The 17,135-nt window shown below is 59.3% G+C and carries 17 protein-coding genes and 4 pseudogenes; 8 read left to right on the top strand and 13 right to left on the bottom strand.

Annotated elements, in window-relative coordinates; genetic code table 11:
* Positions 1-6 precede the first annotated feature (6 nt).
* A complete protein-coding gene (locus Q0R02_RS11830) occupies positions 7-513 on the top strand; it encodes a DUF1993 family protein (protein WP_293883752.1) in 507 nt (168 codons plus the stop codon).
* Between the two features lie 32 nt (positions 514-545).
* On the opposite strand, the gene Q0R02_RS11835 is transcribed toward Q0R02_RS11830, so the two are convergent.
* The 7 genes from Q0R02_RS11835 to Q0R02_RS11865 form a co-directional block, all read right to left on the bottom strand.
* Positions 546-1,052 (bottom strand): NUDIX hydrolase, encoded by a 507-nt coding sequence (locus Q0R02_RS11835; protein WP_367271468.1) that lies wholly within the window; start codon positions 1,050-1,052, stop codon positions 546-548.
* Between the two features lie 80 nt (positions 1,053-1,132).
* Positions 1,133-3,103, bottom strand: coding sequence for an acetyl/propionyl/methylcrotonyl-CoA carboxylase subunit alpha (locus Q0R02_RS11840; RefSeq protein ID WP_293883754.1), 1,971 nt, complete (start codon positions 3,101-3,103; stop codon positions 1,133-1,135).
* Positions 3,104-3,156: 53 nt separating this feature from the next.
* Positions 3,157-4,158, bottom strand: coding sequence for a biotin synthase BioB (bioB, locus tag Q0R02_RS11845; RefSeq protein WP_293883756.1), 1,002 nt, complete (start codon positions 4,156-4,158; stop codon positions 3,157-3,159).
* A 41-nt stretch (positions 4,159-4,199) separates the two neighbouring features.
* On the bottom strand, positions 4,200-4,568 hold the full coding sequence (locus Q0R02_RS11850; RefSeq protein ID WP_293883758.1) for a lysozyme inhibitor LprI family protein: 369 nt from the start codon (positions 4,566-4,568) through the stop codon (positions 4,200-4,202).
* Positions 4,565-6,712, bottom strand: a complete 2,148-nt coding sequence (scpA, locus tag Q0R02_RS11855) for a methylmalonyl-CoA mutase (RefSeq protein ID WP_293883760.1) — start codon at positions 6,710-6,712, stop codon at positions 4,565-4,567. The genes Q0R02_RS11850 and scpA overlap by 4 nt, the downstream gene beginning before the upstream one ends.
* Complete coding sequence (gene mce, locus Q0R02_RS11860) at positions 6,702-7,118, bottom strand: methylmalonyl-CoA epimerase (RefSeq protein WP_293883762.1); 417 nt, start codon at positions 7,116-7,118, stop codon at positions 6,702-6,704. Before mce ends, scpA begins: the two co-directional genes overlap by 11 nt.
* A 10-nt stretch (positions 7,119-7,128) precedes the next feature.
* Entirely contained in the window at positions 7,129-8,655 is a 1,527-nt protein-coding gene (locus Q0R02_RS11865) for an acyl-CoA carboxylase subunit beta (RefSeq protein ID WP_293883764.1), read from the bottom strand.
* 231 nt (positions 8,656-8,886) lie between these two features.
* Between Q0R02_RS11865 and Q0R02_RS11870 the strand changes: the two genes are divergently transcribed.
* A complete protein-coding gene (locus tag Q0R02_RS11870) occupies positions 8,887-9,288 on the top strand; it encodes a hypothetical protein (protein ID WP_293883766.1) in 402 nt (133 codons plus the stop codon).
* 2 nt (positions 9,289-9,290) lie between these two features.
* On the opposite strand, the gene Q0R02_RS11875 is transcribed toward Q0R02_RS11870, so the two are convergent.
* Positions 9,291-9,683 carry a PaaI family thioesterase gene (locus Q0R02_RS11875; RefSeq protein ID WP_293883768.1) on the bottom strand — a complete coding sequence of 131 codons (393 nt, stop codon included), beginning with the start codon at positions 9,681-9,683 and terminating at the stop codon, positions 9,291-9,293.
* On the bottom strand, positions 9,673-10,101 hold the full coding sequence (locus tag Q0R02_RS11880; RefSeq protein WP_293883770.1) for a PaaI family thioesterase: 429 nt from the start codon (positions 10,099-10,101) through the stop codon (positions 9,673-9,675). Before Q0R02_RS11880 ends, Q0R02_RS11875 begins: the two co-directional genes overlap by 11 nt.
* 84 nt (positions 10,102-10,185) lie before the next feature.
* On the opposite strand from Q0R02_RS11880, the gene Q0R02_RS11885 reads away from it, so the two are divergent.
* From Q0R02_RS11885 to Q0R02_RS11895, 3 genes are all read left to right on the top strand, one after another.
* Complete coding sequence (locus Q0R02_RS11885) at positions 10,186-10,983, top strand: crotonase/enoyl-CoA hydratase family protein (protein ID WP_293883784.1); 798 nt, start codon at positions 10,186-10,188, stop codon at positions 10,981-10,983.
* A 387-nt stretch (positions 10,984-11,370) separates the two neighbouring features.
* Positions 11,371-11,820 (top strand): DNA/RNA non-specific endonuclease, encoded by a 450-nt coding sequence (locus Q0R02_RS11890; protein WP_293883786.1) that lies wholly within the window; start codon positions 11,371-11,373, stop codon positions 11,818-11,820.
* A 92-nt stretch (positions 11,821-11,912) separates the two neighbouring features.
* Positions 11,913-12,212, top strand: a complete 300-nt coding sequence (locus Q0R02_RS11895) for a hypothetical protein (protein ID WP_293883772.1) — start codon at positions 11,913-11,915, stop codon at positions 12,210-12,212.
* 22 nt (positions 12,213-12,234) lie between these two features.
* Here Q0R02_RS11895 and Q0R02_RS11900 read toward each other — a convergent pair whose 3' ends face one another.
* The gene (locus Q0R02_RS11900; protein WP_293883774.1) at positions 12,235-12,771 is read right to left on the bottom strand and encodes a DUF3617 domain-containing protein; all 537 of its coding nucleotides are present in this window, start codon (positions 12,769-12,771) and stop codon (positions 12,235-12,237) included.
* Positions 12,772-12,833: 62 nt separating this feature from the next.
* On the opposite strand from Q0R02_RS11900, the gene uvrB reads away from it, so the two are divergent.
* Positions 12,834-15,029 (top strand): excinuclease ABC subunit UvrB, encoded by a 2,196-nt coding sequence (gene uvrB, locus Q0R02_RS11905; RefSeq protein ID WP_293883776.1) that lies wholly within the window; start codon positions 12,834-12,836, stop codon positions 15,027-15,029.
* An 80-nt stretch (positions 15,030-15,109) separates the two neighbouring features.
* Here uvrB and Q0R02_RS13845 read toward each other — a convergent pair.
* Positions 15,110-15,729 (bottom strand): annotated as a pseudogene (locus Q0R02_RS13845) (enoyl-CoA hydratase-related protein).
* A gap of 310 nt (positions 15,730-16,039) precedes the next feature.
* On the opposite strand from Q0R02_RS13845, the gene Q0R02_RS11920 reads away from it, so the two are divergent.
* The gene (locus tag Q0R02_RS11920; RefSeq protein ID WP_293883780.1) at positions 16,040-16,444 is read left to right on the top strand and encodes a hypothetical protein; all 405 of its coding nucleotides are present in this window, start codon (positions 16,040-16,042) and stop codon (positions 16,442-16,444) included.
* Here the strand turns inward: Q0R02_RS11920 and Q0R02_RS11925 are convergent.
* Together Q0R02_RS11925 and Q0R02_RS11930 are read right to left on the bottom strand one after the other, a co-directional pair.
* A pseudogene (locus Q0R02_RS11925) lies at positions 16,414-16,530 on the bottom strand (IS5/IS1182 family transposase); the annotation flags it as partial. The gene Q0R02_RS11920 and the pseudogene Q0R02_RS11925 overlap by 31 nt on opposite strands.
* A pseudogene (locus Q0R02_RS11930) lies at positions 16,529-16,783 on the bottom strand (transposase); the annotation flags it as partial. The pseudogenes Q0R02_RS11930 and Q0R02_RS11925, both read right to left, overlap by 2 nt.
* Positions 16,784-16,914: 131 nt before the next feature.
* On the opposite strand from Q0R02_RS11930, the pseudogene Q0R02_RS11935 reads away from it, so the two are divergent.
* A pseudogene (locus tag Q0R02_RS11935) lies at positions 16,915-17,135 on the top strand (hypothetical protein); the annotation flags it as partial.

Raw genomic sequence — 17,135 nt, forward strand, 5'->3', positions numbered from 1 at the left:
ATGCCAATGACGCTCTCCATGTATCAGGCGTCCGCGCCTATTTTTCTGCGCCAGTTTGCCGCGTTGACCGCTATTATCACTAAGGCTGAGGCGTTCGCAGCAGCGGGCAACTTCGATGAAGCGCAGTTCATCGACGCGCGGCTGGCTCCCGATATGCTTAATTTTGCCAAACAAGTGCAGATCGCCACCGATGGCGCGAAAGCTGGCATCGCCCGACTGGCGGGCGTCGAAATCCCAGCTTTTCCAGACAGTGAAGTTACCTTCGCGCAGCTTAAGGCGCGGATTGCCAAGACGGTCGCCTTTATTGAAAGCGTGCCAGCGGCTGGCGTCGATGGATCCGAGAACAAGGCCATTGCATTCAAAATTCGCGACCGCGATTTGGCATTTACCGGCCAGTCTTTCCTACTCCATTTCGTCCTGCCGAATTTCTTTTTCCACGTCACGACGGCTTATGCGATCCTGCGGCACAAGGGCGTGCAGATCGGCAAGATGGACTTTCTGGGCGCCAGTTGAGATGCAATGCCAGTGCGTCCGCGCAATCTGACCTATCTGGCGATGACTGCTCGCAGCCAGCGCATCACCGAACCACTCGTCACCGCGGGCGTTTCGCAATTGGGCGTCTCCGGTTGATTGACGGCAGTACGAAAATTCTCAGGGCGAAAATTATGGATCATCGCCGCGAGATCGTCTTCGTCCACCGCTTCAGCAGCGGCATCTAGGGGAAACCACCGCCGTTCGCGCTCAGGCGCCTCTAGCCAGTCATCAAGTTCGTGAGTGACGAGGAACGGAAAAAGTGAGACTTTTGCCAAGCGAGAGCTACCGTCGTTGCGAACTTTCAGGTATTCAAAACTGCCAAGTGGCTTTGACGAAACCGCGCCCAGCACTCCCGCCTCCTCCTCGGCTTCATGTGCAGCCGCCGCATGTGGAGAAAGACCCGCAATCGGGTTCCCTTTTGGAACAACCCAGCGCCCGGTCCCTCGCGAAGTGATCAGCAGAATGCTAACGCCTGAAGCGGTATCAACACGGTAAGGGAGTACGGCAATCTGTCGGATGGCTTGGTTCCAAGTAAGAAATTACTTATTCTTACGCCTTTAAGCCTTCGGCAAACAGAACGTTCCCCTTGGTAAAACGACTATTCCATTTCGAGAATAATTGCATCGACCGCGAGGCTGTCGCCCGCTGCTGCGCTCAGGCTTTTCACCATGCCCGACTTTTCTGCCCGCAGGATGTTTTCCATCTTCATGGCCTCGACGACGGCCAGCGGCTGGCCGGCTTCGACCTTTTCCCCTGCCGCAACATGAAGAGTGACCAGCAGGCCGGGCATCGGGGCGAGCAGGAAACGGGACATGTCGGGCGGGACTTTCTCGATCATGTGGCGTGCAAGTGGGGCGATGTGCGCGGGCAGGACGCGGACGACATGGCTGGCCCCGCGCGTGGTCAGCTTGAACCCGGCGCGGGTACGGACGATCTTCACCGCCAAAGGCTCGTCACCGACTTCAGCATCGATGATCCGGTCGCCGGGGGTGTATTCCATGGCGAGGTCGAGCGGGACGCCGTCCACGGCAATGTCATCACCAGCAAGCGTCACATCGTGCGTGGCTTCGGCGATAAGAACTTGCCACGAACAGGGCGGTGACAGGCGGTTCCCGAGTTGTCCGTCGACGCGGCGGGCGCGGTCGGCTTCTGCGGTGGCGGCGAAGGCCGCAATGGCGGCGAGTGAGCGGAGGAGGTCGGCAGAAGCGGGGGCACCGTGGAACCCGTTGGGATACTCCTCCGCGATAAAGCCCGTCGTTAGGTGCCCGGCACGGAAGCGGGGGTGCTGCATGATCGCCGACAGGAAGTCGAGGTTGTGGCCGACGCCTTCCAGTTCAAACTGGTCCAGCGCAAGTATCTGCTTGTCGATCGCTTCTTCGCGGGTTTCGCCGTAGGTAATGAGTTTGGCGATCATGGGATCGTAGAAGATCGAGACTTCGCCGCCTTCCTTCACACCGTCGTCGACCCGGACGCCGCCGGTTTCTTCGGGCGGCTGGTAGCGCACCAGGCGACCGGTCGAGGGCAGGAAGCCGCGATACGGATCTTCGGCATAGACGCGGTTTTCGATGGCCCAGCCGGTGAGCTTCACGTCGTTCTGCGACATCGGCAGCTTCTCACCGTAAGCGACGCGGATCATCTGTTCGACCAGATCGACGCCGGTGATATACTCGGTGACGGGATGTTCGACCTGTAGCCGGGTGTTCATTTCGAGAAAGTAGAAGCTCTTGTCCGCACCAACGATAAGTTCGACCGTGCCTGCCGAATAATAGCCCACCGCGCGGGCGAGGGCGACGGCCTGTTCACCCATTTCCTTGCGCATTTCGGGCGTGACGAAGGGCGAGGGGGCCTCTTCGACAACTTTCTGGTGACGGCGCTGGATCGAGCATTCTCGCTCGCCCAGGTACAGGAGCGTGCCGTGCTGATCGCCCAAAATCTGGATTTCGATGTGATGGGGGCTGACAATGAACTTTTCGATGAAGACGCGGTCGTCGCCGAAACTGGCAAGCCCTTCGCGCTTGGTTGCTTCGAAACCTTCACGAACATCCTGTTCGGACCAGGCGAGGCGCATCCCCTTGCCGCCGCCGCCGGCGGACGCCTTCATCATCACCGGATAGCCGATGGCCCCCGCGATCTCGACCGCGTGTTCGGTGCTATCGATTTCACCGACGAAGCCGGGGACGACCGAGACACCAGCGGCTTTTGCCAGCTTCTTGGATTCGATCTTGTCGCCCATCGCCGCGATGGCGCCGATGGGGGGTCCGATGAAGGCGATGCCGTTGTCGGCCAGGGCTTGCGCGAACGAAGTGCGTTCGGACAGGAAGCCGTAGCCGGGATGGACGGCCTCTGCCCCAGTTTGCTTGCACGCCGCAATGATCTTGTCGGCGAGCAGATAGGACTGCGCGGCGGGGGAGGGGCCGATGTGGACCGCTTCATCGGCCATCAACACGAACGGGCTGCGCGCGTCGGCGTCCGAATAGATCGCCACGGTGGCGATGCCCATTTTCTTGGCGGTGCGGATAACCCGGCAAGCGATTTCGCCACGATTGGCGATGAGGATTTTTTTGAACACGTTGGCGGGTTTCCGTTAATTAAGGCGGCGAAGATAGGCGGTCGCGTGTCCTTCTATTCGGCAGCGACTGCCAAGGTGTTTGGCCGCATCGGTTCAGCACCTTCCATCGGCTTCAGCCCCAGTTTAGCGAACAGAGCATGGTCCGCGCCGTTACCGGCGTTGTCGGTGGTGAGCAATTTGTCGCCGGTAAAAATGCTATTCGCGCCCGCCATGAAGGCGAGCGCCTGTGTCGCGTCGCTCATGCTTTCGCGGCCTGCGGACAGGCGTACCATGCTGAGGGGCATGGCGATGCGGGCGACGGCGATGGTGCGGACGAATTCGATGTCGTCCAGTTTGGCCATCGGCGTGTCGGCGAGCATATCGCCCAGCACAGTGCCGCGCACCGGCACGAGCGCATTGACGGGGACGCTTTCGGGGTGTTTGGGCAGGGTGGCGAGCGCGTGGACGAAGCCGACGCGGTCAGCGCGGGTTTCGCCCATGCCGACAATGCCGCCGCAGCAGACCGAAATGCCTGCGTCACGGACTTCGGAAAGCGTGTCGAGCCGGTCCTGGAACGTGCGCGTCGTGATGACGTTGCCGTAATTTTCAGGCGAGGTGTCGATGTTGTGATTGTAATAATCGAGGCCTGCATCGCCGAGGCGTCGGGCCTGGTCGCCGGTCAGCATTCCTAAAGTCATGCAGGTTTCGAGGCCCATTGCGCGAACGCCCTCGACCATCTCGACGATGGCATCCATGTCGCGGTCCTTGGGGTTGCGCCATGCGGCACCCATGCAGAAACGCTGCGATCCGGAGGCTTTGGCTTCGGCGGCGGAGGCGAGGACGTTGGCGACATCCATCAGCTTTTCAGCTTTCAAGCCGGAGTCCGAGGATGACGATTGCGAGCAATAGCCGCAGTCTTCGGGGCAGCCGCCGGTCTTGATCGACAGCAATGTGCAAAGCTGCACTTCGCTGGGCGCGTGGTTGGTGCGGTGGACGGTCTGCGCACGGAACATGAGTTCGTCGAAGGGCAGGTCGAACAGCGCGGCGATTTCGGCGCGGGTCCAGTCACACCGCATTTCCGCGGCCTGCGCCGGGGAACGGTCAAGCGTCAAGTTCGTCATTTCGATTTCACCAATCCGGCAAGTTGTTTTGTCCGCGCGTCGGTCATACGTGCGCGGCAGTTGGCGATGACCATCGGTTGCATCGATCCGCCGGAAACTTCTAGCCCCTCGACCACGCATTGCCGGTCGCGATACTGGAGCCATGCACGCTGGGCGGCGAGCAGCGCGGGCGCATAGCCGGGGCCACCGCCACGCGACGTGTCGGACGCATCGCGCTTTTTCATCACGCCATAGGTTGCCGACCACTGACGGTTGATCCGACCATCGGCGACGTGCGCGTCCATGGCGGCGCAGGCGTTCATGTCGGTCTGCGTCGTTGCACTGGAGCAGGTCGCTGCGGTGGCGAGGATGAGAAGGGCGATCATTCTGCGGCGAGACTCTCTTCGAGGGGTGGCATATTATGGCCGAGCAGGCGGAGCACATCGGCGGCGGCTTCGACCACGTTGGTTCCGGGGCCATAGATGCCCGCGACGCCCGCGTTGCGGAGGAATTCGTAATCCTGCGGGGGGATGACGCCGCCCGCAATGACCTTGATATCGTTGCGGCCGTGTTCGCGAAGCTGGCGGATCAGTTCGGGGATGAGCGATTTGTGCCCGGCGGCAAGGCTGGATGCGCCGACGACGTCGACACCGGCTTCAATGGCGACGAGGACGGTTTCTTCCGGAGTCTGGAACAGCGGGCCGGAGACGATCTCGAAACCCATGTCACCGAACGCGGATGCGATGATGTTGGCACCGCGATCATGGCCGTCCTGACCCATTTTGGCGACCATCATCTTTGGCTTGCGGCCCAGGCGGCGTTCGACCGCGAGCACGCCGTCGAGCACCTGGTTCCAGCGGGTGTCGCCCTCATACGGTGCGCCATAGACGCCCTTTACGGGTGTCGGCGTGGTGCCGTAACGGCCGAAGCTTTCCTCCATCGCCGACGAGATTTCACCGAGGGTGGCGCGGGCGCGGGCGGCTTTTACCGCGAGGCCCAGCAGGTTGTTTTCGATGCTCGAAGGCTGGGCGGCTCCATCGCGCAGGGCGGCCAGCGCGGCTTCGCAAGCGGCGGCATCGCGACCGGCCTTGACGCGCTTGATCCGGGCGATCTGGCCTTCGCGGACCATGTCGTTGTCGATGTCGAGCGTGTCGAGATGGTCTTCGGTTTCGAGGCGGTATTTGTTGACGCCGACGATGACGTCCTCGGCGCGATCGACGCGGGCCTGCCGGGCGGCGGCGGCTTCCTCGATCATGGACTTGGGCCAACCGGCGGCCACGGCCTTTGCCATGCCGCCGTCGGCCTCGACCTTTTCGATGATCGCCCAGGCCTTGTCGACCAGTTCGGCGGTCAGCGCCTCGACATAATAGGAGCCGCCGAGGGGATCGACGACCTTGGTCATGCCCGTCTCTTCCTGGATGATGATCTGGGTGTTGCGGGCGATGCGCGCGGAAAAGTCGGTGGGCAGGGCGATGGCTTCGTCGAGCGCGTTGGTGTGCAGCGACTGGGTGCCGCCGAGCATCGCCGCCATCGCCTCGATCGTCGTGCGCATGACGTTGTTATAGGGGTCCTGTTCGGTCAGCGAGACGCCGCTGGTCTGGCAATGGGTGCGCAGCATCTTCGAGCGTTCGTCGTTTGCACCCATGTTCGTCATGACGCGATGCCACAACACGCGGGCGGCGCGCAGCTTTGCGATCTCCATGAAGAAGTTCATGCCTATGGCGAAAAAGAAGCTCAGGCGACCCGCGAATTTGTCGATGTCGAGGCCCGATGCCACGCCGTAGCGGACATATTCGGCTCCGTCGGCGATGGTGAAGGCGAGTTCCTGAACCTGCGTCGCACCCGCTTCCTGCATATGATAGCCGGAAATCGAGATGCTGTTGAACTTCGGCATGTCGCGCGATGTGTACCCGAAGATGTCGGAGATGATCCGCATCGAGGGTTCGGGCGGGTAGATATAGGTGTTACGGACCATGAACTCCTTGAGGATGTCGTTCTGGATGGTGCCGTCGAGCAGTTCCTGGGGGACGCCCTGTTCCTCGCCTGCGACGATGAAGAAGGCGAGAATCGGGATGACCGCGCCATTCATCGTCATGCTGACCGACATTTTATCGAGCGGGATGCCGTCGAACAAAATTTTCATGTCGTCGATGGTGTCGATGGCGACGCCCGCCTTGCCCACGTCGCCCGTGACGCGCGGGTGGTCGCTGTCGTAACCGCGATGGGTGGCAAGGTCGAAGGCGACTGAAAGGCCCTTTTGCCCCGCTTTCAAATTGCGGTGATAGAAGGCGTTCGAGGCCTCCGCCGTCGAAAAACCGGCGTATTGGCGGATCGTCCACGGGCGACCGGCGTACATCGTCGCGCGGACGCCGCGTGTGAACGGCGCAAAACCGGGAAGGCCGGGGTCTAGGTCGGCTGTGTCATCTGCCGTGTAGAGCGGTTTGACGTCGATGCCCTCGGCGGTGTGCCATGTGAGGTCACGGCCCTTTACCTCTTTGGCGGCGGCGGCTTCCCAGTCCTCAATGGTCACTGGGAGTCTCCATGATTTCGGTCAGCATACCGCCCATGTCTTTTGGATGGACGAAAAAGATCAGCGTCCCGTGCGCGCCGATGCGGGGTTCCCCCAGCACGCGTTTGCCGAGCGCGAGAAGCTCGTCGCGGGCAGCGTGGATGTCGGGAACTTCGAAACAGATGTGATGCTGGCCACCGAGCGGGTTCTTGGCGAGGAAACCGTGGATTGGCGAGTTTGCGCCCAGTGGCTCGATCAGTTCGATCTGCGCGTTTGGGGTGTCCACGAAACAGACCTTCACGCCCTGGGCGGGGAGGTCGAAGGGTTCATGAATTATGGTCGCGCCCATCACATCGCGCCAATGCGTGGCGCTGGCTTGGATCGAGGGCGTTGCGACGCCAATGTGGTTCAGTCGGCCTAGTTTCATGTGAAATCACTCAAAGTGGAATATTGTCATGCTTTTTCCACGGATTTTCCAGAACCTTGTTCCGGAGCTTCCGTAGGCCCGTCGCGATGCGTTTGCGGGTAGCGTGGGGCATGATGACTTCGTCGATAAACCCCTTGCTCGCCGCGATGAAAGGGTTGGCGAAGCGGGCTTCATATTCCTTGGTGCGTTCTGCGATTTCTTCCGGAGTCTTGCCACGGAAGATGATTTCGACGGCCCCTTTCGCACCCATCACGGCGATCTCTGCGGTCGGCCAGGCGTAGTTGAGGTCACCGCGCAGATGCTTGGAGGCCATCACGTCGTAAGCGCCGCCATAGGCCTTGCGGGTGATGATCGTGATCTTCGGCACCGTGGCTTCGGCATAGGCGAACAGCAGTTTGGCGCCATGCTTGATGATGCCGCTGTGTTCCTGACCAACGCCCGGGAGGAAGCCGGGAACGTCGACGAAGGTGAGGATCGGGATGTCAAAGGCGTCGCAGAACCGCACGAACCGCGCGGCCTTCTTTGACGAATTGATGTCAAGGCAACCGGCGAGGACCATCGGCTGATTGGCGACGACGCCGACGGTGCGGCCTTCGATACGGCCGAAACCGATCAGGATGTTGCCGGCATGGGCAGGCTGGATCTCAAAGAAATCGCCCTCGTCGAGCGTCTTCACGATAATCTCGTGCATATCGTATGGCTGGTTCGCGTTGGCGGGGATCAGCATGTCGAGGCTGTCCTCGATCCGGTCCCACTCGTCCGCAGTCGGGCGCTCCGGCACGGGCGAACGGTTCGATGCGGGGAGAAAGTCGATCAGGTCGCGGGCGGCCAGCAATGTCTCTATGTCGTTTTCGAACGCATTGTCCGCGACGCCCGATTTGGTGGTGTGGGTGAGCGCGCCGCCAAGCGCTTCCTGCGTCACGATTTCGTTGGTCACAGTCTTCACGACGTCGGGGCCGGTCACGAACATATAGCTCGAATCCTTCACCATGAAGATGAAGTCGGTCATCGCTGGCGAGTAAACCGCACCGCCTGCGCACGGCCCCATGATAAGGCTGAGCTGGGGTACGACGCCCGATGCCAGCACGTTGCGCTGAAACACTTCAGCATAGCCACCGAGCGAGGCCACACCCTCCTGAATACGTGCGCCGCCGCTGTCGTTCAATCCGATGATGGGGGCGCCGACCTTCATGGCGGAATCCATCACCTTGCAGATTTTTTGTGCGTGCCGTTCGGAGAGCGAGCCGCCGAACACGGTGAAGTCCTGGCTGAATACGAAGACTAGTCGTCCGTTGATGGTCCCTGAGCCGGTGACGACGCCGTCGCCAGGGATGATCGTCTCGTGCATGCCGAAATCAACACAATTATGTTCCACATACATGTCGAGTTCTTCGAAGGAGCCTTCGTCCAGCAACACGCCGAGGCGCTCACGGGCGGTCAGGCGGCCCTTGCTGTGCTGTGCGTCGATCCGCTTTTGGCCACCGCCCATATGCGCGGTAGCACGACGTCGCTCGAGATCTTGAATAATAGACTGCACACAGCGCCCTTCGCGAATGACTTGACTGTTAATTCCGCATAACCTGTGACGGCACAAATGTGAATTTGCAAAACCCCCGATCTCTTCTGTACGCCGATCCTGTCATCATCATTAACGCTTCATTCTCCCACCGTTCAGCGTCACCCGGTCAATATAGAATTAGTGGCATCGCGACTCGTAGGTTTTGGCGCAGCCTATTCCTTTCGGGGATGGCGTATAAGGAGATGTAAAATGGGAATGTTGAACAAGGCTTTGCTAGGGTTGGCGCTTAGCGCAAGCGTCCTTTCGATTGCCGCCCCTGCGGAGGCACAGCGCTACGAAGGACGGCATTACGGTGGTGATTATCATGGCGGATATGGGCACCGCGGCAGCGATGCCGGGCTGGCCATAGGTGTGGGAATTCTCGGATTGGCCGTCGGCGCCGCCATCGCTTCGGATCATCGTGACGGGGACCGCTATTATGACAGCGGATATCGTGGTTATTACAACGACCCCTATTATCGCGACTATTATCGTAATGGTGGGGGCTACTATTACGACGCTCCTCGCTACCGGAACTACCGTTCTTGCTGGAGTGAGCGGGTCTGGGATGACTACCGTGGTGGCTGGGGCATTATCCAGCGCTGCCGTTAACCCTATCGAACGATGAGATATTTGAGGTCAGCCCGAACAATCGGACTGGCCTCATCGTCCTGCCAGCCCCAAGCCTCGACAAAAGCGAGCTTGCGACCTAGGCGTGTGCATCGAGCGGCGGCAAAAGTGTCGACCAGCTTGCCGCCGCGCAAAAACTCGACTGTTACCGAGATGGGTTTGAACACGACGTCACCCAAAACATCGCGTAACATAAACCAGGCAGCATTTTCTACCAGTCCGCTGATCGCGCCGCCATGAAGGAAAGCCGGCCGACCGACAAGATGATCGCCGGGGTGCATGACGATCATTTCACGACCCTCACGCTCCAGCTGTTCGATGCCGAGGACGCGCGCATAGGGTGAATGACCCACGAGAGGTGGTGGACTATTCGACATCGGTAAACATAAATGTCCCAGCAACATGAGCCAGCGGTTTTGCCGGGTCTCCATCGTGCGCCTCACCCCGCACAAACGCTATTGTCTTTGTCATGCAGTAACATTGGCCACGTCCGACGACCGTTTTACCGGGGATGGCAGGGCGGAGGTAATCGACGCGCATGTCGATGGTTGCGAGCGGGCGGAACCGCTTCGTTGAGGTCCAGACAGCCATGCTAGACGCCATGTCCATCAGGGTAAAGATTGGTCCCGACGCCAATATGCCCGTGGTCGGATCGCCGACCAGCCGTTCGGCGTAAGGCAATGTCAGTTCGACCCAGTCATCACCATGCGCGCCATAAGCGATCCCGATCAACGCATTATGCCCATGGGAAGCAAGTATCGTTCCGAGCTTGGTGGGATCAAAAGCCAGTATCATAGTCGATCATGATAGCAACGGCCTGACGTTCGCGTAAACCCCGTGACTCCGACAGTGTGCAAGCTAAAAGCAGCGTCAGGGAGAATTGCGATGCCGATTTCACTCAGCGTGACCGAACATGTCGCCGATGTCCGGCTGGATCGTGCGGACAAAATGAACGCACTGGACCCTGCGATGTTCGCTGCAATTGCTGACGCCATTGCCACACTGGCCGACACCGCGGGCTTGCGCGCGGTTGTCCTGTCGGGAGAGGGCAGTGCGTTCTGTGCCGGCCTCGACATGGTGAGCATGGCTTCCGGATTGGGTGTCGGACCGGGGGGCGGGCAGGACTTGGGCGCGCGCACTCACGGCGATGCCAATATCTTTCAGCATATTGCATGGGGGTGGCGGACGCTGGCGGTGCCGGTGATCGCTGCCGTCCACGGCGTCGCTTTCGGGGGCGGTTTCCAGATCATGGCTGGCGCCGACATCCGGATCGCTCATCCGGCCACAAGGATGTCGATAATGGAAATAAAATGGGGGCTGGTGCCCGACATGGGGGGCATCGCACTGTGGCGGACGCTCGTGCGTGACGATGTATTGCGCGAACTGACCTATACCGGGCGCGAGTTTTCGGGCGAAGAAGCGGCGCGCTTGGGATTCGTGACGCGGCTTGCCGACGATCCGCTGACCGAGGCGATGGCACTGGCGCGGGAGATTGCGGGGAAAAGTCCCGACGCCGTGCGGGGGGCGAAGCTGCTTTATAACTTCGCGGCGGACGGTGATGGGCCGCAAATTTTAGCGCATGAAACCGAGGAGCAGATGGCGTTACTCGGGTCGGTCAACCAGATCGAGGCGGTGACGGCCAATATGGAAAAGCGGGTGCCGGATTTTCGAGGGTGAGTATCTGGACTTTGTGCCATAGGTAACTCGTTAATGTTCTTTATTTGTTCCGATTTATGGTTATAGCGGCCGACACCATCACGGGGAGATTGGCGTGCCGGGAACCAAGAGCAACATCGCATGCGACGGGTACTTGGTAGCGTTCGGCACCTACCTACGGACTGGGCATCGGCGCGCGCCCGATCAGGTTGAACTGAAATATAACCATAATCATGATCCCGCGATGGGAGGTTCACCTTTGGTACGGGCGGACGCTTTTATACCGAGGGCGGTGGAAGTGCAGGCGGCGGTGGAGCGACCGGACGTTGGAATTCGCCAACGAAACATGTCCTTCCCCGTAGACCCAAAAGCAAAGTCGGCCCGGTCGTTTTTACCCGTGAAGTTCCAATTGGCCGCGCAGGAAGACCGGCGTTAGGCGAGGTCGGAACCCACGAGACAAGAAACGGTTACGATTTTGCATTGGATAGCGCCAAGCGCACGCGGTTGGTGACGGGCACTTTGAGGCTGGCAGATGCCAAGCGGTCGCAGGCCAGTCAGCGGAACGCAGGCAAGCCGGATCGTTTGTCCACCGACCACGATGGTCATTGCATCGCACGCCGCTTCGACGGTCCGACAGAAGCATTCAACCACTTCACGCAAGACGGGAATTTTAATCGAGGCGCCTACAAATCGATGGAGAATGTTTGGGCAAATGATGTTCGGGCGGGTCATAAAATTACTGTAAGCATCACACCTACTTATCAAGGTCAATCCAAGCGGCCATCGTCGATCGATGTAAATTACTTTGTGGATGGAGCACGTCGTCGGCAGTCCTTTAAGAACTCCCCGGGAGGATGACGTGAAGCCACTGGAGATCGGTGAAATCTATGCGCATATTGGCAGACTCATTGTCAAGGATCTTGGTATCAGCGGGGAAGGAGCGTTTCTCTATGCAGAAGCGGGGCGCGCTTGGGCAGGGGGGGATATTCCGGGAATTGGGCAACCGGATTTTGTATAGGGATCCTTCGAAAGAATTGCTCGACCGCATTATGGATGCTTGGGACGCTACCGAGGCCGATAAAAAGTGGGAAGTCATGCAATACACGGTTATAAATGGGACGTTTCAAGCCACATTCGAGTTTCCCGATGAACTGGACCCCGACGAAGGCGGGCATTGGAGGCGCGCGCGTGTGCTGAGAGAGCGGTATGGCGACAAGCCCGTCGATTACTCCGACCCAGAACCGCGCTGAGCCCGATCAACCGTCCTGTCCCTCAGGCCTTGCAAACCCCCGTCCGCACGCCCTTCGTATGCGCTTTCATCGACATGCCGCCGCCGGGCATCTGGGCGTTCGACGTTACCATCTTCATCGTCATGTCATAGGCGGTCGAGGAATAAGTGCCGTTCATCGCCATCTTCATAACGCCGCCCTGCGGCGTACATGTCATCGTCGCGTCGATCCGGCCGTTCGCCATTTGGAAATTGTTGTATTTGCACTGACCATTGGCCTTGCTCGCAAACATTTCGGACGATGGCTTTTCGGCTTCGGCAGCGGTTACGCAATGCGTAAACTCGGGGTTCTTGGCTCCTTTCATGGAATTGGTGATCTGGGCGGCAATTGCCTTGTCCTTGATGCCCGGCATCTCGATCGACAGGATTTCGGTGTTGGATGTCCACAAGCCGGGTTCGATCTTCAGCGCCGCCTTGGCCTTTGCAGCAACGTCTTCAACAGAGGCATTCTGGACGTCGACCGATGGCCCCTTGTTGCAGGCCAGCAGCAGTAATGGGGTCAGGACGATGAAATATTTCATGATGGAAACTCCTGGATCAATGACGTTGCGCCCGTCTTTGTAAGCCACCATATCTGACCCTTATGGCAATTCAAATCCGCACGTCGCTCGCCGAGCCTGAAACCAACGAGAGCTTTGTCCCGCATCGCCCGACGCGGCCGCAAAAGGCGGAGGGTAGCAAGCGCTTCAAGGTCGTTTCCGACTATGAAGCGGCGGGCGATCAGCCGACGGCAATCAAGGAGCTGGTGGCGACGGCGCTCGACGGTGAGCGCAATCAGGTCCTGCTTGGCGTGACGGGTTCGGGCAAGACCTTCACTATGGCGCGGGTGATCGAGGAGTTGCAGCGGCCTGCGCTGATCCTTGCGCCCAACAAGATATTGGCGGCGCAGCTCTACGGGGAAATGAAAAGCTTTTTCCCTGAAAACGCCGTCGAATATTTCGTCAGTTACTATGACTATTACCAGCCCGAGGCCTATGTGGCGCGGTCGGACACTTATATCGAAAAGGAAAGCTCGACGAACGAATCGATCGACCGGATGCGCCATTCGGCCACCCGGTCGTTGCTGGAACGCGACGATGTGATCATCGTGGCTTCGGTGTCGTGCCTTTACGGTATCGGATCGGTTGAGACCTATTCAGCGATGATCTTCGATCTGAAAAAGGGTGCAGGGGCGGACTTGTCAGAGATCGTCCGCAAGCTGGTGGCGCTTCAGTACAAGCGCAACGATGCGGCATTTCAGCGCGGCAATTTCAGGGTGCGCGGGGACAATCTGGAGATATTTCCTTCGCACTACGAGGACAGCGCGTGGCGGATCAGTTTCTTTGGCGACGAGATCGAGGGGATCGTCGAGTTCGATCCGCTGACGGGCAAGAAATCGGCGACGCTGGATTCGGTGCGGATTTATGCCAACAGCCATTACGTCACGCCCGGTCCGACGATGAAACAGGCGATGGACGCAATCAGGCATGAGCTGAGCGAGCGGCTGAAAGAGTTGGTGCTGGAAGGCAAATTGCTCGAGGCGCAGCGGCTGGAGCAGCGAACGAACTTCGATCTGGAGATGATCGCGGCGACCGGAAGTTGTGCAGGTATTGAAAATTACTCGCGTTTCCTGACCGGGCGTTTGCCGGGCGAGCCGCCGCCGACCTTGTTTGAATATCTGCCCGAGAACGCGCTGCTGTTTGTCGATGAGAGCCATGTCACCATCGGGCAGGTCAACGGTATGTCGCGGGGCGATCACCGGCGGAAGCTGACGCTGACGGAATATGGGTTCCGGTTGCCCTCGGCGATCGACAACCGGCCGCTGCGGTTCAACGAATGGGATGCAATGCGTCCGCAGACGGTGTGCGTGTCGGCGACGCCGGGGCCGTGGGAAATGGAACAGACCGGTGGCGTGTTTGCCGAACAGGTTATTCGTCCGACCGGACTGATCGATCCGCCGGTTGAGATCAAGCCGGTTGAGGACCAGGTTGACGACGTCATCAACGAAATCCGCAAGACGACTGCGGACGGCTATCGGACTTTGGTGACGACGCTGACCAAACGGATGGCCGAGGACCTGACCGAATATCTGCACGAGGCGGGGATCAAGGTCCGCTATATGCACAGTGACGTCGAGACGCTGGAGCGTATCGAACTGATCCGCGATTTGCGGTTGGGCGTGTATGACGTGCTGATCGGCATCAACCTGCTGCGGGAGGGGTTGGATATTCCCGAATGCGGACTGGTTGCGATCTTGGATGCCGACAAGGAAGGGTTCTTGCGATCGGAAACGTCGCTGATCCAGACCATCGGGCGCGCAGCGCGTAACGTCGACGGGCGGGTGATCCTGTATGCCGACCGGATAACCGGCAGCATGGAGCGGGCAATGCGCGAGACCGACCGGAGGCGCGAAAAGCAAATGGAGTATAACGCGCTTCACGGCATTACGCCGATGACGATCAAGCGCAATATCTCTGACGTGATCGGGCACTTGTCATCGCGTGACCAGGTGACGATCCCGATCGACGATGACCGCCCCCACATGGTTGGCCATAATTTGCGCGGGTATATCGAGGAACTCGAGGTCCGGATGCGCAAAGCAGCAGGCGATCTCGAGTTCGAGACCGCCGGGCGTATCCGGGACGAGATACGTTCGTTGGAGGCTGAGGAACTAGGCCTGCCCGCGCACGAGCAGTCCAAGGCGCCGATCATGGGACGCAGCAACGAGGGCAAGCCCGGCACGCGCAAGACGCGCTATGGGGCGAGTCAGAAATTCAAGAGCGGGCGGGTAGCGAAATAAACCCAGCCCCAGGGTAATATGCGGCGGTTATCAGCGCCGGGTGCGGCCTGCCCACCTCATCAAAGAGTGCCCGGTCGGCGCTACCGGCCAAGAAAGCGGGCAAAGAGGGCGCGGCAATAGTCCGACTTGACCAGTTCCCCGAAGACGCGTCCTTCTTCATTCATCTGCTCCTGCACCGATTTGCGTTGGCTATATCCAAGCAGCCGCTTCGTTTCCTGGACTGCGCGGGGCGAGCGCGACGCTACACGCTCGGCGATAACCAGCGCTGTTGGCACGACGGGGCCATCTATCACATAACTTATCAATCCCATGTCCAACGCCTGTTGGGCGGCCAGCGTTTCACCTAGCAGGAACAGCCGGTTCGTTGCCTTCTGTCCAAGCTGGCGCGGCGCAAGATACGTCGATCCGGCTTCCGGCGTCAGGCCCAGATCGATAAATGGGGCCGAAAGGTCGCCTTGACGGATGCGACCACGAAATCACAATGGAACAGCAACGTGACACCGATGCCGACCGCAACGCCGGAAACGGCCGCGCCCAGCGGTTTGGGAAAGGCCGCCAGCACATTCAGAAACTCCATGACGCCCCCGCCCTCGGCCGAAAGGGGCGCCTGAAGAAAATCCTTCAGGTCGTTACCTGCAGTAAAAACCTCTTCTCTGCCACTTATAAGCACACAGCGGATAGACTCATCATTTGCCGCCAAGTTACGCTCCGCGCTTCAACACGGAACCTCATGAATCAGACATCAAGACCGTTGCGAACCCTGGATGTCGATCCGGCCTAAGAAACTTTGAGCGTTCGTCAGGCGGGGGCTGCCTGGCGCTTGCGACGGCAGCCACACGTCGACACCGAGACACAGCCCTGCAAGTAAGATTAGGCTTTCGCCGAGAGCATCTTGATCTGAGACGTCTCACCGGACTCCGATGCCCGCTGGTCATCGCACACCGGGAATTGCAGAATGCCGGTGTTCTCAACTTGCACTAATCTGCCCTGAACGAAAGGCGGAGAGTGCGATGAGCGAGCATAGGGGGAGCCAGCCGTGTTCTCAGTTAAAAATCAGCGAAACGATCCTGAAGACCGGGCAACTCGACGTGATGAAATCTTGGTACGCGACCGTGCTCGGAGTTGCGCCTTTTTTTGAACATACGCCGCTGGCGGGTACCAGTCCGCTCGACTTGGGGGGACAAACCCGCGCCTCCGACCTGTGCATGTGCTTTTTCCGCCTCTCGCTCGATTTTCCCTACACCCAGACAATTGGCCTGTTTGAAGAACCGGGGACAGCAATTGTGCCGACCAAGGGCGCACCTGGATTACATCACATTCAGTTATCGGTGGCCAACCACCATGCACTTTGCTCGACAGGGGGATGCGTCCGCATCGCAGCTTTGAGGACCAGCGGCGCACCGTCGCGGTCCTGAATATCGGTGGTGTGGATCACAGCGTGGACAAGGTAACCGCAGATTTCAGTCACGATATGACGCTTGCGCCCTTTGATCTTCTTCCCCCGCCATTTTGATCAGGCTCGCAACCAACCCCGTCACTTGCCGCAAAGGCAGGTTGAACAGCGTCTTCAGCGTCAGGCACAGCTCGATCGCGCTGTCTGAAAACCGCATCGGGCGACCAGGGCCACCACACAGCTTCGAGAGCCAGTGCATCTCTGGATCAAACCATATTTCCAGCGACCCACGCCACTTCAGCGCAGCATTATAATCAGGCCAGTTCGTCGTGCGATACCCAGGTCCGGAAGGGTTGGGCATCACGCCCATCTAGTTCGCTCGATTCCCTGCGTGAATCCCCAACGTCAGTTTGCAACAAAACCTTGCGGCTCTATAAAAAAGAGTGAAGGGCTGCCGTTTGCCCCGCCTTCTTACAACGGAAAGCGGGTTATATGGCCGAAGCGACAAATGAGCGAAGCCATCCACATGATGACACTAAAGCTTCGGCAGCTCGAATATATCAAGATTTAAAAAGGGATCTTAGTCTTACTGCGTGCGGGAATGACGAACTGTCATTCGCTAGAAATATTCTCGCGCCGTTGATGCAGCCCCATACCGGAGTTTATCAGGAGCTGAGAGGCACAATTTTTGGAATTCGATTTGGGCGCGAGTT

Origin of the sequence: Sphingomonas sp. (genome assembly GCF_025353885.1) — a bacterium.
Classification (GTDB): domain Bacteria; phylum Pseudomonadota; class Alphaproteobacteria; order Sphingomonadales; family Sphingomonadaceae; genus Sphingomonas_O.

Excerpts from the sequence above, each read along its gene's own strand:
- Q0R02_RS11900 (WP_293883774.1), bottom strand. The coding sequence starts at position 12,771 with ATGAAATATTTCATCGTCCTGACCCCATTACTGCTGCTGGCCTGCAAC.
- Q0R02_RS11895 (WP_293883772.1), top strand. The coding sequence starts at position 11,913 with ATGCAGAAGCGGGGCGCGCTTGGGCAGGGGGGGATATTCCGGGAATTG.
- bioB (WP_293883756.1), bottom strand. The coding sequence starts at position 4,158 with ATGCGGTGTGACTGGACCCGCGCCGAAATCGCCGCGCTGTTCGACCTG.
- Q0R02_RS11830 (WP_293883752.1), top strand. The coding sequence starts at position 7 with ATGACGCTCTCCATGTATCAGGCGTCCGCGCCTATTTTTCTGCGCCAG.
- Q0R02_RS11850 (WP_293883758.1), bottom strand. The coding sequence starts at position 4,568 with ATGATCGCCCTTCTCATCCTCGCCACCGCAGCGACCTGCTCCAGTGCA.
- uvrB (WP_293883776.1), top strand. The coding sequence starts at position 12,834 with ATGGCAATTCAAATCCGCACGTCGCTCGCCGAGCCTGAAACCAACGAG.
- Q0R02_RS11880 (WP_293883770.1), bottom strand. The coding sequence starts at position 10,101 with ATGATACTGGCTTTTGATCCCACCAAGCTCGGAACGATACTTGCTTCC.
- Q0R02_RS11875 (WP_293883768.1), bottom strand. The coding sequence starts at position 9,683 with ATGTCGAATAGTCCACCACCTCTCGTGGGTCATTCACCCTATGCGCGC.
- mce (WP_293883762.1), bottom strand. The coding sequence starts at position 7,118 with ATGAAACTAGGCCGACTGAACCACATTGGCGTCGCAACGCCCTCGATC.
- Q0R02_RS11920 (WP_293883780.1), top strand. The coding sequence starts at position 16,040 with ATGAGCGAGCATAGGGGGAGCCAGCCGTGTTCTCAGTTAAAAATCAGC.
- Q0R02_RS11870 (WP_293883766.1), top strand. The coding sequence starts at position 8,887 with ATGGGAATGTTGAACAAGGCTTTGCTAGGGTTGGCGCTTAGCGCAAGC.